The organism is Variovorax sp. AC194 (assembly GCF_979257995.1).
Window position 1 is genome coordinate 3398335 of the sequence record NZ_OZ409823.1, and the last position, 14819, is coordinate 3413153.

Sequence of the window (14819 nt, forward strand, 5' to 3'; positions counted from 1 at the left end):
CTACCTTGGCCGTTCTGCAAATCCCTTCCCAATTTCTTGACAAGCGATCCGATGAATACGCGATCAACGCTGGTTGATCGGACTCATGCCGACACGCGCGTTGCCGCGTTGTTGCGGCAGGCGCCCATCGAGTTTGCGCGCGCGGTCTACGGCATCAATGACCATGCAGGCGGCCGCACCGACACCATGGCGGCGCGCGAAGTGGCAAGAGCCCTTCGGCAAGGCGTGGCGGTGACCGAGGAGCGCGCCGAACAGCGCGCCCGCGCCTATCTGCCGACCGCGGGGCAGGAGCACTGCCCGCGTTGCTGGGTGGTCTACGGTCACAAGAGCCCGCTTCGCTTTCGCGAGGCGACCGAAGAGCGCCCCGAAACAGCCGCCTGCCACGCATGCGGCGCCGAGTACGCGACATCGCAGGGCTGAAGTGCAGTGCGCGGTCAGGGTAAACCTTGTCGCGATGCAGCAAAACCGCTCCCTAGAATCATCCGATGACATGGGCGTCCATGTGAAGGAGTCCGCAGTGCAGAGCAAGAAGTCCGGGGTCAAACCGGTACAGCGTGTGATCAAGAAGTACCCCAACCGAAGGCTCTACGACACCGAGACATCCACGTACATCACGCTGACCGAGGTGAAGCTGCTGGTCATCCAGAATGCCCAGTTCGTTGTGCGCGATGCCAAGACCGGCGACGACCTCACGCGCAGCATCCTGTTGCAGATCATCCTGGAAGAAGAAGCGGGCGGCGCGCCGATGTTCACCGAGCAGGTGCTGGCCAACATCATCCGTTTCTACGGCCAGGCGATGCAGGGCTACATGGGGCCGTACCTGGAGAAGAACATCCAGGCCATGACCGAAGTGCAGGCCCAGCTCGCCGACAAGGCCGAGGGCCTCACGCCCGAGATGTGGTCGAAGTTCATGACCATGCAGTCGCCGATGCTCCAGGGTCTCATGGGCAACTACGTCGAGCAATCCAAGAACGTCTTCCTGCAGATGCAGGAGCAGATGCAGAAAAACACCGAGCAGGTACTGGGGGCCTTTGGCATCAAGCGTCCCTGAGTGGCTCCGGGCCACGCGAAGGCGGGGCTTGTCCAATGATTGCCCGACTGTCACCGATAGCTGGGACAATAGAGGGATATGAGCGAAGTTGCCTCCCCCGAACGAACGACCACGTCGACCGCCCCCAAGGTCGGCTTTGTGAGCCTGGGCTGCCCCAAGGCCCTGACAGATTCCGAATTGATCCTGACCCGGCTGAGCGCCGAGGGTTACCAGACCTCCAAGACCTTCGAAGGTGCCGATCTGGTGATCGTCAACACCTGCGGCTTCATCGACGATGCCGTGAAGGAAAGCCTGGACACCATCGGTGAAGCGCTGGCCGAGAACGGCCGCGTGATCGTCACTGGGTGCCTGGGCGCCAAGACCGGCGACCAGGGCGGCAACCTGGTGCGCCAGATGCACCCGAGCGTGCTGGCCGTGACCGGTCCGCACGCCACGCAAGAGGTGATGGATGCGGTGCATGCCAACCTGCCCAAGCCGCACGATCCCTTCATCGACCTGGTGCCGAACAACTTCGGCATCGCCGGCCTCAAGCTGACGCCGCGCCACTATGCGTACCTGAAGATCAGCGAAGGCTGCAACCACCGCTGCACCTTCTGCATCATCCCTTCGATGCGCGGCGACCTCGTGTCTCGGCCGGTGGGCGACGTGCTTGGCGAGGCCAAGGCCCTGTTCGAAGGCGGCGTGAAGGAGCTGCTGGTGATCAGCCAGGACACGTCGGCCTACGGCGTCGACGTGAAGTACCGCACCGGTTTCTGGGACGGCAAGCCGGTCAAGACCCGCATGCTCGAGCTGGTGCGCACGCTTGGCGAAATTGCCGAGCCTTACGGCGCGTGGGTTCGCCTGCACTATGTGTACCCGTACCCGAGCGTCGATGAAATCATCCCATTGATGGCGAGCGGCCAGGTGCTGCCTTACCTCGACGTGCCGCTGCAGCACAGCCACCCCGATGTGCTCAAGCGCATGAAGCGCCCCGCCAGCGGTGAAAAGAATCTGGAGCGGCTCGCGCGTTGGCGCGAGGTGTGTCCGGAGCTGGTGATCCGCAGCACTTTCATCGCCGGCTTCCCCGGCGAGACGGAGCAGGAGTTCGAGCATCTGCTCGACTTCATCCGCGAGGCCGAAATCGACCGCGCCGGTTGCTTTGCCTACAGTCCGGTCGAAGGCGCGACCGCCAACGATATCCCCGGCATGCTGCCCGAGGCCGAGCGCGAAGCGCGCCGCGCCCGCTTCATGGAAGTGGCCGAAGCCGTATCGATCGCCAAGTTGCAGAGGCGCGTCGGCGCGACGATGCAGGTGCTGGTCGATTCAGCTCCCGGCATGGGCCGCAAGGGCGGGGTGGGGCGCACTTACGCCGATGCGCCGGAGATCGACGGCACCGTGCGGCTGCTGCCGCCCGAGAAGATCAGCAAGACGCTGAAGGTCGGTGAATTCACTCGCGCGCGCATCGTGGGCGCCGAGGGCCATGACCTGATCGCATTGCCGATTTGATGATTCGAACAGGCAAGAAAAAAGCCACCGGATGCCGGTGGCTTCATTCGAAAGACCTGGTAGGGGTCTCGTTGTCTTTGGTGCCCAGAAGAGGACTCGAACCTCCACGATGTTACTCGCTAGTACCTGAAACTAGTGCGTCTACCAATTCCGCCATCTGGGCATTTCAGGAAAGCCTACGAGTATACCAAATCGAACGCAGCGATTTCGCCGCGGCGAAGGAATTCGTGGGTTGTTTGGTGCCGGCTCAAATTCGAGCGGGCAAGAAAAAAGCCACCGGAGGCCGGTGGCTTGAATCGAAGGACCCGGTAGGGGTCTGTTTAAACTTGGTGCCCAGAAGAGGACTCGAACCTCCACGATGTTACTCGCTAGTACCTGAAACTAGTGCGTCTACCAATTCCGCCATCTGGGCCCACATACCTGCAAAAGCAAGTACGTTTTGAATTTCAGGAAAGAAGGAGATCATATCAAAAATAATGTCAATTCCAGCGGCTTGCTGGACGAATTCGAAGGCACTGTTCAAGGACATCGCGACGGTCACGGCTTCGTGCAACGCGATGACGGCGAGGCGGACATCTACCTGCCCCCGAACGAGATGCGCGCGGTGCTGCACAAGGACCGCGTCAAGGCGCGCGTCGTGCGGCAAGACCGCCGCGGTCGTCCCGAAGGACGCGTGGTCGAGATCGTCGAGCGCCCCGAGCAGCCGATCATCGGCCGCCTGTTGCACGAAGGCGGCATCTGGCTCGTAGCCCCTGAAGACAAGCGCTATGGGCAGGACGTCCTGATCCCCAAGGGCGCGACCGGTCCCGCCAAGGTGGGGCAGGTGGTCGTGGTGCAACTCACCGAGCCGCCGGCGCTGTTCGGCCAACCCGTGGGCCGCGTGCGAGAAGTGCTGGGCGAGATCGACGACCCCGGCATGGAAATCGAGATCGCCGTGCGCAAGTACGGCGTGCCGCACGAGTTTTCCGCGGAATGCCTGGCCGAGGCCAAGGCCTTGCCCGAGAAGGTTCGTCCCGCCGACAAGAAGGGGCGCGTGGACCTCACCGACATCCCGCTCGTCACCATCGACGGCGAAGACGCCCGCGACTTCGACGACGCCGTGTACTGCGAGCCCGCCAAGGTGGGCCGCGGCAAGGGCTGGCGATTGCTGGTCGCGATCGCCGACGTCAGCGCCTATGTGCAGACCGGCTCGGCCATCGACATCGACGCCTACGACCGCGCCACCAGTGTCTACTTTCCGCGTCGCGTCATTCCGATGCTGCCCGAGAAGCTCTCGAATGGCCTGTGCTCGCTGAACCCCGAGGTCGAGCGCCTGTGCATGGTGTGCGACATGCTCGTGGCCGCCGATGGCGAGATCTACGCGTACCAGTTCTACCCGGCCGTGATGTTCAGCCATGCGCGCTTCACGTACACCGAAGTGGCCGCGATCCTGGGCAACACGCGCGGACCGGAAGCCGCGAAACGCAAGGACCGCGTCAAGGACCTGCTGAACCTCGCCGACGTCTACAAGGCCCTGCTCAAGCAGCGCGGCAAGCGCGGCGCGGTCGACTTCGAGACCACCGAGACGCAGATCATCTGCGACGACGCCGGCCGCATCGAGAAGATCGTGCCGCGCACGCGCAACGAAGCGCACCGCCTCATCGAAGAAGCGATGCTCGCGGCCAACGTCTGCAGCGCCGACTTCATCGCCGAAGGCAAGCACCCGGGCCTGTTCCGCGTGCACGAAGGCCCGACGCCGGAGAAGAAGGAGATCCTCCGCGGCTACCTCAAGGCCATGGGCGTGGGCCTCACCATCACTGACGATCCGAAGCCCGGCGAGTTCCAGGCGATCGCCGAAGCCACCAAGGAGCGCCCCGACGCGCAGCAGATCCACACCATGCTGCTGCGCTCGATGCAGCAGGCGATCTACACACCGTTCAACAGCGGCCACTTCGGCTTGGCCTACGAGGCGTACACGCATTTCACCAGCCCGATCCGTCGCTATCCCGACCTCCTGGTGCACCGCGTGATCAAGGCGATCCTCACGAAGACGCGCTACCAGCTGCCGATGCTGCCGACGCCGGGCGAGGCGCACGCCAAGCTGGCCAAGCGGCTCGCGTCGCGCGTGAAGGCGCCGACGACCAAGCCGCAGAAGGCGACCATCGCGCCCACCAAGGAAGTGCTGGCCTGGGAAGCCGCGGGCCTGCATTGCAGCGCAAACGAACGCCGCGCCGACGAAGCCAGCCGCGATGTCGAGGCCTGGCTCAAGTGCAAGTACATGCGCGAGCACCTGGGCGAGGAGTACGGCGGCGTGGTCACCGCGGCCACGACCTTCGGCATCTTCGTCACGCTCGACGCGATGTACGTCGAGGGCCTGGTGCACATCACCGAACTCGGCGGCGAATACTTCAAGTTCGACGAGATGCGCCAGGAGCTGCGCGGCGAGCGCACCGGCATCCGCTATGCCATCGGCACGCGGGTGCGCGTGCAGGTGAGCCGCGTCGACCTGGACGGCCGCAAGATCGACTTCCGCCTCGTGCGCGAAGGCGAAGACCTGACGGCGCGCGCCATGAAGGACAAGGGTGCCGGCTCCGGCGGCGTGCCGGTGAAGGCGTCGGCCAAGCGTGGCTCGCGCCACAAGGCGGAGGCGGCCACCAGCGACCAGCGGGCGGAGCGCAGCACGGCGGCCGTTGCCGCCGGGCCGCAATCGGCGATGCAGGCCTTCAAGTCGGCGGTCAAGAAGGCCGCCAACAAGATGAAGGGGCGCAAGCCCCGCCGCGGGTGACACGCACCCGCCCCCAACAACAGACAGCCGAGCAGGAGACATTGAGCATGAGCGTTGAAAGCAACAACAAGGGCCGCATCGCGATCGTCACGGGCGCCGGTTCCGGCATCGGCCGGGCCGCCGCGCTGGCACTGCTGGGCGATGGCTGGAGCGTGGCCCTCGCGGGCCGTCGCCTGGAGCCGCTGGAGCAGGTGGCCGAGGAGTCGGGCGCCAGCGCGCGCGCGCTGGCGGTGCCGACCGATGTGTCGAATGCCGAATCGGTGCAGGCGTTGTTCGCCGCTACCGTGGAGCGCTACGGGCGCGTGGACCTGCTGTTCAACAACGCCGGCGTGGGCAACCCGCCCGGCCCGTTCGAGGACTGGACGCCCGCGCAGTGGCAGGGCGTGGTCGACATCAACCTGACCGGCATGTTCTTCTGCATCCAGCAGGCGTTCCGCACGATGAAGGCGCAGGTGCCGATGGGCGGCCGCATCATCAACAACGGCTCCATCTCGGCCACCGCGCCGCGCCCGAATTCGATTGCGTACACCGCGACCAAGCATGCGGTCGAAGGCCTGACCAAGACCGCCTCGCTCGATGGCCGCAAGTACGACATCGCCGTGGGCCAGGTCGACGTGGGCAACGCGATGACCGAGCTGGCCGCGCGCATGGCCAAGGGCGTGCCGCAGGCGAACGGCGAACTCGCGATCGAGCCGCTGATCGACGTCAAGATCGTGGGCCAGTCGGTGCTCTACATGGCGAACCTGCCGCTGGAAGCCAACGTGCTGTTCCACACCATCATGGCCACGAAGATGCCCTTCGTCGGGCGCGGCTAGGAAGCTGGGAAGCGGTCAGACGGGCGCCCGGCGTGCCAGCGTGCCCGCCGTGAGCGGGGCCGCATCGGCCGGCCAGGTGTCGGCGATGTGGCCGTGCCGCCAGACGGCTTCGCAGGCCGCCTGGAATGCCGGTTGCTGCGCTGCGAGCGCGGCGCCGATCATGCCCGCGAGCACATCGCCGGTTCCGGCCGTTGCGAGCCGGGCGTTGCCCGTCAGGTTGAGCACCGCGGGCGCGCTGCTGTCGTCGGCGATCACCGTGCCCGATCCCTTGAGCACGGCGACCACGCCAAAGCGCGACGCGAGCTGGCGGGCTGCCGCCAATCGATCCGCCTGAACGTCGCCAGCCGTGCAGCCGAGAAGGCGCGCCGCTTCCAGTGGATGGGGCGTGATCACGGTCGGTCTTCCGCGCCGGGCGCGCGATGCCAGTTGCGTCTGCAAGGCGCTGTCGGTCGCGACGGCGTTGAGCGCATCCGCATCGAGCACCAGCGACGCCGCCGTCGCCAGCACGCGCGGCAGCACCGAGCGAACGTCCGTGCCGCCACCGCAGCCGCAGACCGCGGTCATGCCCGAGAGGTCGAGCGCGTTGGCGTCGCGGAGCATCAACTCGGGTTGCGCCGTGTCCACCGGCGCGGCGCTGGGGTCTAGCAAACCGACGAACACCCGGCCGGCACCCGCATGCAGCGCAGCCGATCCGGCCAGCAACGCGGCGCCCGCCATGCCCGACGCGCCTCCGATCACCGCGACATCGCCGTAGCTGCCCTTGTGCGATGCGTGGGTGCGGGCCTGCGCCTTGGGGGCGCCTGCCAGGCGCGCGGTCGGCGGCTCGGCGGTGTCGCCGCAACCCAGGTCGTCGAACCACACCGCGCCTGCGGCATCGCGGCCGTGTGCCGTGAAGAGGCCGGGCTTCAGGGTCAGGAAGGTCACGCAGAAACGAGCCGTGTCTGCATGGGTGCCGGTGCTGCCGGACAGCACGCCCGTGTCCGCGTTCAGTCCGGACGGCACATCGACGCTAAGCACCGGCTGGCCCTTTGCATCCATCTCGCGCAGCCACTCGGCCATGACGCCCTCGGGCGGCCGGGTCGATCCGATGCCCAGCAGCGCATCGATCGCCAGTTCGTATTCGGCAGGCGGCTTCTGCGCAAAGATGACGCTGGCATCGCGGGCACGCTGCAGCGATGCCTTGGCATCGGGCGGCAGCCGGCTCTCGTCGCCCACGAAGGTGACGATCGGCATGAAGCCCCGGTGCTGCAACTGCGCCGCGGCTTCGAAGCCGTCGCCGCCGTTGTTGCCCGGTCCGCAGGCGATCCAGACCGTGCGCGCATGCGGCGCGATCGCCATCGCGAGCCGCGCCACGGCGAGGCCGGCGCGTTGCATCAGCGTGTGGGCGGGCAGGGCGGCGGCAGCGGCCTGCTCGATGCGGCGCGTGGCCGCGATGTCGAACAGGTCGGCGACGGTGGCGGAGGTGATGCGGTGCATCGAGGCATTTTGCCGCCCTATGATCGACGGATGAAGCTCAAGAGCCTTGGCTGGCTGCTCGTCCTGCTGCTGGCGGGAATCGTCTTTTTCCTGGCCGCGACGATGGCGTGGATCGCCGGCCTGGCGTGGTCGCTCGGTTTGCTGGGCCTCGTGTGGGGCACGTTCCTGCTGGCTGAAGTGAAGCGCTGGGTGCCGCTGCGCGACGTGACCTGGGTCGCAGGCGTGGCCTATGGCGTCGGCGTGATCCGCTGGTTCGACCTGCCGGTCGAGGGGCTGTCCTTCACGCAGCGCTGGCTGATGTTCGGCGCCGGTCTGCTGTGCCTTGTTTTCTTTGCGCTCGTGGCGCCCGCGCTGTTGGCGTGGGGCGCCCAGAAGCTCAGGCCACCGGCGGCACCCGAGCTCCCGACCGAGAAGCCGCCGAGCGCAGAGATGCTTCGGCGGTGGGGTCCTAGAGATTGAGGCGCTCGACGCCCAGGCCTTCCAGATCGACGCCCGGATCGCGTCCGCCGATCAAATCGCCCAGCACGCGCGCGCTGCCGCACGACAGCGCCCAGCCGCTCGAGCCGTGCCCCAGGTTGAGCCACACGCCGGGGATGCCGCTGGCGCCCAGCACCGGCGGGCCGTCGGGGAGCATCGGGCGCGCGCCTTTCCATTGCTGCACGCCCGATTGCAGCGTCACCGCGCCCGGGAACCAGTCGTGCAGCACCTTGTAGAGCGTCTGGATCGCGGCAGGATTCATCGTCTCGAGCGAGCCGCCGATCTCGGCGCTGCCCGCCACGCGCACGCGCTGGCCCAGGCGCGAAATGGCGACCTTGTAGCGCTCGTCCATCACCGCGCTGCGCGGCGCATTGAGCGGCTCGCGCACCGGCGCGCTGACCGAGTGGCCGTAGACCGGCGCGAGCGGAATCCGCAGGCCCAGCGGCCGCAGCAGCGTCGCCGAGGCCAGGCCGGCGCACACGATCACCGCGTCGAAGCGCAGCGCCTCCGAGCCGCTGGCGAGCGACAGCGAGGTGGGCGCCGCGCGGCTGAGCGGCGCGATGTCGCAGTTGAAATGAAACTGCGCGCCGTGCGCCTCGGCCTCCCACTTGAGCAGCAGCGCGAACTGGCGGCAGTTGGCCACTTCGTCTTCCGGCAGGTGGATGGCGCCCGCGAGCGGCGTGTCGGCGTTGAGCGCGGGCTCGATCCGGCGGGCCTCGTCGGCATCGACTTCGCGGAACACGCTGCCGGCCGTGCGCAGCACTTCGAGGCCGGGCTGGATCAGCTTTTTATCGCGCTTGGAGCGCAGCAGCACGAGGTAGCCGTCGCTGCGCTCGTAGCTGAGCTCGCGCGCCTCGCTCACCTCGTGCAGCCGGGTGCGGCTGTAGAAGGCCAGGCGCTGCATGCGGGCGCGGTTGGCGAGGTACGTTTCGAGCTTGCAGGCCTTCTGCCAGCGCGACATCCAGCCCAGGTCGCGGGCGCCGAGCGGCCAGCGCAGCTTGACGGCCCCGTGCGAGGAGAGCAGCGAGCGCAACACTTTCATGCGCATGCCCGGCGCGGCCCACGGCGTGACGTAGCCCGGCGCGACGACGCCGGCATTGGCGAAGCTGGCTTCTTCTGCCGCGGCGCCGCGGCGTTCGAACACGGTCACTTCATGGCCGTCGGAGACCAGTTCCCAGGCGGTGGTGACGCCGATGATGCCGGCGCCCACGATCGCGATTTTCATTGATTGTTCAGAGGTAAAGGAGACGGCTGACGCCTGTGAAAAGGCGTGGACAGCTATTGGCTCATTGGCGTCATTGGCTATTGGTTTTGCAGCGCCCGCTCCGCCTGCAGGGCGATGGCGAGCACGGCGTCATCATGCAGCGCGGCGTGCCACAGCATCAGGCCGACCGGCAATTCGCCGGCGGCGTGGCAGGGCAACGAGATGGCGCAGCCGTCGAGCATGTTGACGATCGACGGATTGCGCAGCAGCAGCGCGTTGACGCGGAAGAATTCATCGTCGCGCTCGGCCCCCGGCGCCACGCTCGCGATGGACGGCGCAGTGAGGGGCACGGTCGGCGAAAGCACGGCGTCGAAGGGCGCCAGCGCCGTCTCGACGCGGGCGATCCAGGCGCGGCGGGCGTTGATGAGGTCGATGTACTCGTGCGCCTTCATCATGGCGCCGCGCAGGATGCGCTGGGCCACGCGCGGGTCGTAGCCCGCGCCGCTGCGCTCCAGCAGCAGGCGATGCCAGGCGTGCGATTCGGCCGCGGAGAAGCCGCCGGTGGCGTTGATGGACTGCAGGTCGGCCAGCTCGGGCAACTCGATGTCCTCGATGCGGGCGCCTGCGGCGCGAAGCGTTTTCAGCGTGCGTTCGAAGGCGGCAGCCACGGCCGGCTCGATGCCGTCGAAGAACACGTTCTTCACGACCGCCAGCTTGTAGGCGGCGAGTGGCGCCGTGCCGGCCGTCACGCGGCGTGCCGCGAGGATTTCGTGCGCGGTGATTGCATCGCGCACCGAGCGCGTCATGGCGCAGACGGTATCGAGCGTGGTCGACAGCGGCAGTGCGCCCTCGGCCGGCACCAGGCGAGCGGTGCTCTTGAAGCCGACGATGCCGTTCAACGCGGCCGGGATGCGGATCGAGCCGCCCGTGTCCGAGCCCAGGCCGATGAAGGCGGCGCCGCTGGCCACCGAGATCGCCGCCCCGGAGGAGGAGCCGCCCGGGATGCGGGGCGTGGCCTTGTCGCTCACGTTGACCGGCGTCCCGTGGTGCGGATTGGTGCCCACGCCCGAGAAAGCGAATTCGCTCATGTTCGTGCGGCCCGTGGGCACGCCGCCTGCGGCGCGCAACCGCGCCACCGGGATGGCGTCGGCCTTGGCGGCCGGCGCATGGGACAGGACGACGGACCCCGCGGGCGTTGGCTGGTCAGCGATGTCGAACAGATCCTTGGAAGTGAAGGCGAGGCCGGCGAGCCTGCTTGCGGGATTCGCTTCGGCGGCGCTCTGGCGGGCCTCGTCGAACATCGTGCGGGTGAAAACGTGGGCGCAGGCCGGGGACTGCGAGATTTCGATGGCGCGCTCCATTTCGGTGCGTGCATCGGAGCCACCTGCCTGAAGGGTGAGACGGGCGGCGTGAAGGTCGTTCATGGGGTGGCTGCGGGGGCGCCGCGAGCGGCTCGGTTCAAGAGGGAAAGAGGGGCTGCGGCCGTGCTATACTCTTTGGGTTTCGCTGGTCGAGCGACGGCTCCCGTTGCATCCAGCCAAACACATCCGCAAACCGGCCCAATCAAGGTGTTGTGACTCCATTCGAAAGGAGCGCAAAACGGGCTGGATTTTAGACCCAACCTTTGGAGTAATTTCTAATGTCTACCACCATGCGCGAAATGCTGGAAGCCGGTGTCCATTTCGGTCACCAAACCCGCTTCTGGAACCCCAAGATGGCTCCGTTCATCTTCGGTCATCGCAACAAGATTCACATCATCAACCTGGAAAAGTCGCTCCCGATGTTCCAGGACGCGATGAAGTACGCCAAGCAACTCACGGCCAACCGCGGCACGATCCTGATGGTCGGCACGAAGCGCCAGGCCCGTGAAATCGTCGCCGCTGAAGCCCGCCGCGCCGGCGTGCCTTTCGTGGACACCCGCTGGCTCGGCGGCATGCTGACCAACTTCAAGACCGTCAAGACCTCGATCAAGCGTCTGAAGGACATGAAGGCCCAGCAAGAAGCCGGCCTCGACAGCCTGAGCAAGAAAGAGCAGCTCACCTTTTCGCGTGAAATCGAGAAGCTCGAGAAGGACATCGGCGGCATTCAGGACATGACCGCGCTGCCCGACGCCATCTTCGTGATCGACGTGGGCTTCCACAAGATCGCCGTGGCCGAAGCCAAGAAGCTCGGCATTCCGCTGATCGGCGTGGTGGACTCCAACCACTCGCCCGAAGGCATCGACTACGTGATCCCCGGCAACGACGACTCGTCCAAGGCCGTCACGCTGTACGCACGAGGCATTGCCGACGCGATCATCGAAGGCCGCAACAGCGCCACCGGTGACGTCGTCAAGGCCATCGCCGAAGGCAGCAACAGCGACGAATTCGTCGAAGTCGAAGAAAGCGCTTCGGCCTGATCGGTTCTCTCGCGAGCCTGAAGAAGGGGCTTTGGTGCCCCTTTTTTTTAACCTGATTTTTGGATTTACGGAGATACACAAATGGCTGCAATCACCGCAAGCATGGTCGGCGAACTGCGCGCAAAGACCGACGCGCCGATGATGGAATGCAAGAAGGCCCTGACCGAGGCCGAAGGCAACATGGAAAAGGCCGAAGAGCTGCTGCGCATCAAGCTCGGCAACAAGGCTGGCAAGGCATCGGGCCGCATCACCGCCGAAGGCGTGGTCACGGCTTTCGTCGACGGCGCTGCCGGCGGCATGATCGAGATCAACTGCGAAACCGACTTCGTCACCAAGAACGACAGCTTCCTGGCCCTGGCCAACGCCGCTGCGATGCTGGTCGCCAAGAACAACCCCGCGGACATCGCCGCGCTGGGCGCGCTGCCCTACGAGCAGGACGGCTTCGGCCCCACGCTCGAGGACGTGCGCAAGGGCCTGATCGGCAAGATCGGCGAGAACATGAGCTTTCGCCGCTTCAAGCACTTCGCGGGCAACGGCAAGCTGGCTTCGTACCTGCACGGCACGCGCATCGGCGTGATGGTCGAGTTCGAGGGCGACGACACGTCGGCCAAGGACGTCGCGATGCACATCGCCGCCATGAAGCCGGTCGCCATCCAGGCGTCGGACGTTCCTGCCGACCTGATCGAAAAAGAGCGCGCCGTTGCCGCCGGCAAGGCGGAAGAAGACCGCAAGACGGCCGAAGCCGAAGGCAAGAAGCCGCAGCCGGCCGACATCGTTGCCAAGCGCATCGAAGGCGGCGTGCAGAAGTACCTGAAGGAAGTCTCGCTGCACAACCAGCCGTTCGTGAAGAACGACAAGCAGACCGTCGAGCAGATGCTCAAGGCCGCCAGCACGTCGATCAAGGGCTTCACCCTGTACGTGGTCGGCGAAGGCATCGAGAAGAAGGTCGACGACTTCGCAGCCGAAGTGGCCGCGCAAGTTGCAGCAGCCAAGGCCGCTGCTTAAGCCATAAGGCTTCCAACGACGGCGCGTGCTCGCGTGCCGTCGTTTTTTCATCGCTACGTTTTACACTCGTCACCGCCAACCCCAAAGGAAATTGCCCATGTCTGATGCCCGCCCAGCCCACAAGCGAATCTTGTTGAAGCTGTCGGGAGAGGCATTGATGGGCGATGACGCCTTCGGCATCAACCGCGCGACCATCGTTCGCATGGTCCAGGAAGTGGCCGAGGTGGTGAACATGGGCGTCCAGGTGGCGGTCGTGATCGGCGGGGGCAACATCTTCCGCGGCGTGGCCGGCGGCTCGGTCGGCATGGATCGCGCTACCGCCGACTACATGGGCATGCTGGCCACCGTCATGAACTCGCTGGCGCTGGCCGATGCGATGGACAAGCAGGGCCTCATCGCCCGCGTGATGTCCGCCATCGCGATCGAGCAGGTCGTGGAGCCCTATGTGCGCCCCAAGGCCCTGCAGTACCTCGAAGAGGGCAAGGTCGTGGTGTTCGCAGCCGGTACCGGCAATCCGTTCTTCACCACCGACACGGCCGCCGCGCTGCGCGGTGCCGAAATCGGCGCCGAGCTGGTGCTCAAGGCGACCAAGGTGGATGGCGTCTATTCCGCCGACCCCAAGACCAACCCCGACGCAACGCGCTACGTCTCGCTCAGTTTCGACGAGGCGATCGCAAAGAATCTCGGCATCATGGACGCCACGGCCTTTGCGCTGTGCCGCGACCAGAAGCTGCCGATCAAGGTGTTCTCGATCCTCAAGAACGGCGCGTTCAAGCGCGTCGTGATGGGCGAGGACGAGGGCACGCTGGTGCATGCCTAGGAGTATTTGAGATGACCATTGCAGACATCCGCAGTGCGACCGACGCGAAGATGAATCAGTCGCTCGCCGCATTCCAGAACAACCTCACCAAGATCCGTACCGGCCGCGCCAACTCGGCGCTGCTCGACTCGATCCACGTCGAGTACTACGGCTCGCAAGTGCCGCTCAGCCAGGTGGCCAACGTGTCGGTGCTCGACTCGCGCACCATCAGCGTCCAGCCCTGGGAAAAGGGCATGGGCGCCAAGATCGAGAAGGCTATCCGCGAAAGCGACCTGGGGCTGAACCCGGCGTCGATGGGCGACCTGATCCGCGTGCCGCTGCCCGCCATGAGCGAAGAGCGCCGCAAGGAAATGACCAAGCTGGTCCGCAACGAAGGCGAAACCGCCAAGGTCGCCACGCGTAACCTGCGCCGCGACGCGAACGAAGCGGTCAAGAAGCTGGTGAAGGACAAGCTGGCGTCCGAGGACGACCAGAAGCGCGCCGAGGCCGACATCCAGAAGGTCACCGACCGCCATATCGCGGAAATCGACCGCCTGGTCGCGGCGAAAGAAGCGGAGATCATGGCCGTTTGAGGCCCGTCATGGCCTCTTCGCCGCCGTCACTGCCGCGCATTCCGCACCACGTTGCCATCGTCATGGACGGCAACGGCCGCTGGGCGACGCGGCGGTTCATGCCCCGCGTGGCGGGGCACAAGCAGGGCGTCGAATCGCTGCGGCGCTGCGTTAAGGCCTGTGCCGATCGCGGCGTGGGCGTGCTCACCGTGTTTGCGTTTTCCTCGGAGAACTGGAACCGTCCCCCCGAAGAAGTCTCCGGGCTGATGGAACTGATGGTGGGCGCACTCGCGCGCGAGGTGCCGCGCCTGAGCCGCGACGGCGTGCGGCTGCATTTCGTCGGCGAGCGCGCGGGCCTTTCCGCCAAGATGGTGGCCGCGCTGGTCGAAGCCGAGGCGAGCACGGCGCACAACACGCGGCTCGTGCTCAACATCTGCTTCAACTACGGTGGGCGCTGGGACATCGCGCAGGCCGCGGCCAAGCTGGCCGCGCAGGGCCTTCCGATGACCGAGATGAACATGGACCGCGCGATGGCGCTGGCCCACGTGCCCGACCCCGACCTGTTCATCCGCACCGGCGGCGAGCAGCGGCTGTCGAATTTCCTGCTCTGGCAAAGCGCCTACGCTGAGCTCTTCTTCAGCGACAAGCTCTGGCCCGAGTTCGACGAGGCCGCGCTGGACGAGGCCATCGCCGCATTCCAGAGCCGCGAGCGCCGCTTCGGCCAAACCTCGGCACAGGTCTCGACGGCTGCGGCCTGAAGACCCTACAACCTC

14 protein-coding genes and 2 tRNA genes are annotated in these 14819 nt (G+C 66.2%); 11 read left to right on the forward strand and 5 right to left on the reverse strand.

All coding sequences use genetic code 11. The annotated features are described in order from the left end of the window. The first annotated feature begins 51 nt into the window (after positions 1–51). The 3 genes from ACZYRS_RS16280 to rimO all read left to right on the forward strand — a co-directional run bounded on the left by ACZYRS_RS16280 (position 52) and on the right by rimO (position 2536). Positions 52–420, forward strand: coding sequence for a hypothetical protein (locus ACZYRS_RS16280; protein ID WP_198787564.1), 369 nt, complete (start codon positions 52–54; stop codon positions 418–420). 70 nt (positions 421–490) lie between these two features. Beyond that, entirely contained in the window at positions 491–1051 is a 561-nt protein-coding gene (gene phaR, locus ACZYRS_RS16285; RefSeq protein WP_093433111.1) for a polyhydroxyalkanoate synthesis repressor PhaR, read from the forward strand. A gap of 78 nt (positions 1052–1129) precedes the next feature. Then, the gene (gene rimO / locus ACZYRS_RS16290; protein ID WP_463420074.1) at positions 1130–2536 is read left to right on the forward strand and encodes a 30S ribosomal protein S12 methylthiotransferase RimO; all 1407 of its coding nucleotides are present in this window, start codon (positions 1130–1132) and stop codon (positions 2534–2536) included. Positions 2537–2614: 78 nt separating this feature from the next. Here the strand turns inward: rimO and ACZYRS_RS16295 are convergent. Both ACZYRS_RS16295 and ACZYRS_RS16300 read right to left on the reverse strand, forming a co-directional pair. Beyond that, positions 2615–2699: transfer RNA gene (locus ACZYRS_RS16295), tRNA-Leu, on the reverse strand. Between the two features lie 164 nt (positions 2700–2863). Further along, positions 2864–2948: transfer RNA gene (locus ACZYRS_RS16300), tRNA-Leu, on the reverse strand. Between the two features lie 81 nt (positions 2949–3029). Between ACZYRS_RS16300 and rnr the strand changes: the two genes are divergently transcribed. Together rnr and ACZYRS_RS16310 are read left to right on the forward strand one after the other, a co-directional pair. Then, positions 3030–5300, forward strand: a complete 2271-nt coding sequence (gene rnr / locus ACZYRS_RS16305) for a ribonuclease R (protein WP_463420075.1) — start codon at positions 3030–3032, stop codon at positions 5298–5300. Between the two features lie 47 nt (positions 5301–5347). Continuing rightward, a complete protein-coding gene (locus ACZYRS_RS16310) occupies positions 5348–6115 on the forward strand; it encodes an SDR family oxidoreductase (RefSeq protein ID WP_463420076.1) in 768 nt (255 codons plus the stop codon). A gap of 15 nt (positions 6116–6130) precedes the next feature. Here the strand turns inward: ACZYRS_RS16310 and ACZYRS_RS16315 are convergent, their stop codons facing one another. Further along, complete coding sequence (locus ACZYRS_RS16315) at positions 6131–7591, reverse strand: NAD(P)H-hydrate dehydratase (RefSeq protein ID WP_463420077.1); 1461 nt, start codon at positions 7589–7591, stop codon at positions 6131–6133. A 30-nt stretch (positions 7592–7621) separates the two neighbouring features. Between ACZYRS_RS16315 and ACZYRS_RS16320 the strand changes: the two genes are divergently transcribed. Beyond that, positions 7622–8050, forward strand: a complete 429-nt coding sequence (locus ACZYRS_RS16320) for a hypothetical protein (protein ID WP_463420078.1) — start codon at positions 7622–7624, stop codon at positions 8048–8050. Here ACZYRS_RS16320 and ACZYRS_RS16325 read toward each other — a convergent pair. Together ACZYRS_RS16325 and ACZYRS_RS16330 are read right to left on the reverse strand one after the other, a co-directional pair. Then, on the reverse strand, positions 8040–9293 hold the full coding sequence (locus ACZYRS_RS16325) for a D-amino acid dehydrogenase (protein ID WP_463420079.1): 1254 nt from the start codon (positions 9291–9293) through the stop codon (positions 8040–8042). The genes ACZYRS_RS16320 and ACZYRS_RS16325 overlap by 11 nt on opposite strands. 77 nt (positions 9294–9370) lie before the next feature. Next, a complete protein-coding gene (locus tag ACZYRS_RS16330) occupies positions 9371–10696 on the reverse strand; it encodes an amidase (protein WP_463420080.1) in 1326 nt (441 codons plus the stop codon). 215 nt (positions 10697–10911) lie between these two features. Between ACZYRS_RS16330 and rpsB the strand changes: the two genes are divergently transcribed. The 5 genes from rpsB (at position 10912) to uppS (ending at position 14804) form a co-directional block, all read left to right on the forward strand. Then, positions 10912–11670, forward strand: coding sequence for a 30S ribosomal protein S2 (gene rpsB / locus ACZYRS_RS16335; RefSeq protein ID WP_198787571.1), 759 nt, complete (start codon positions 10912–10914; stop codon positions 11668–11670). A gap of 81 nt (positions 11671–11751) precedes the next feature. Next, a complete protein-coding gene (gene tsf, locus ACZYRS_RS16340) occupies positions 11752–12675 on the forward strand; it encodes a translation elongation factor Ts (protein WP_463420081.1) in 924 nt (307 codons plus the stop codon). Positions 12676–12772: 97 nt separating this feature from the next. Beyond that, positions 12773–13495 carry a UMP kinase gene (pyrH, locus tag ACZYRS_RS16345; protein WP_093433099.1) on the forward strand — a complete coding sequence of 241 codons (723 nt, stop codon included), beginning with the start codon at positions 12773–12775 and terminating at the stop codon, positions 13493–13495. A gap of 11 nt (positions 13496–13506) precedes the next feature. Continuing rightward, a complete protein-coding gene (gene frr / locus ACZYRS_RS16350) occupies positions 13507–14067 on the forward strand; it encodes a ribosome recycling factor (protein ID WP_198787573.1) in 561 nt (186 codons plus the stop codon). 8 nt (positions 14068–14075) lie between these two features. After that, positions 14076–14804 (forward strand): polyprenyl diphosphate synthase, encoded by a 729-nt coding sequence (gene uppS, locus ACZYRS_RS16355; RefSeq protein ID WP_463420082.1) that lies wholly within the window; start codon positions 14076–14078, stop codon positions 14802–14804. Positions 14805–14819 lie beyond the last annotated feature (15 nt).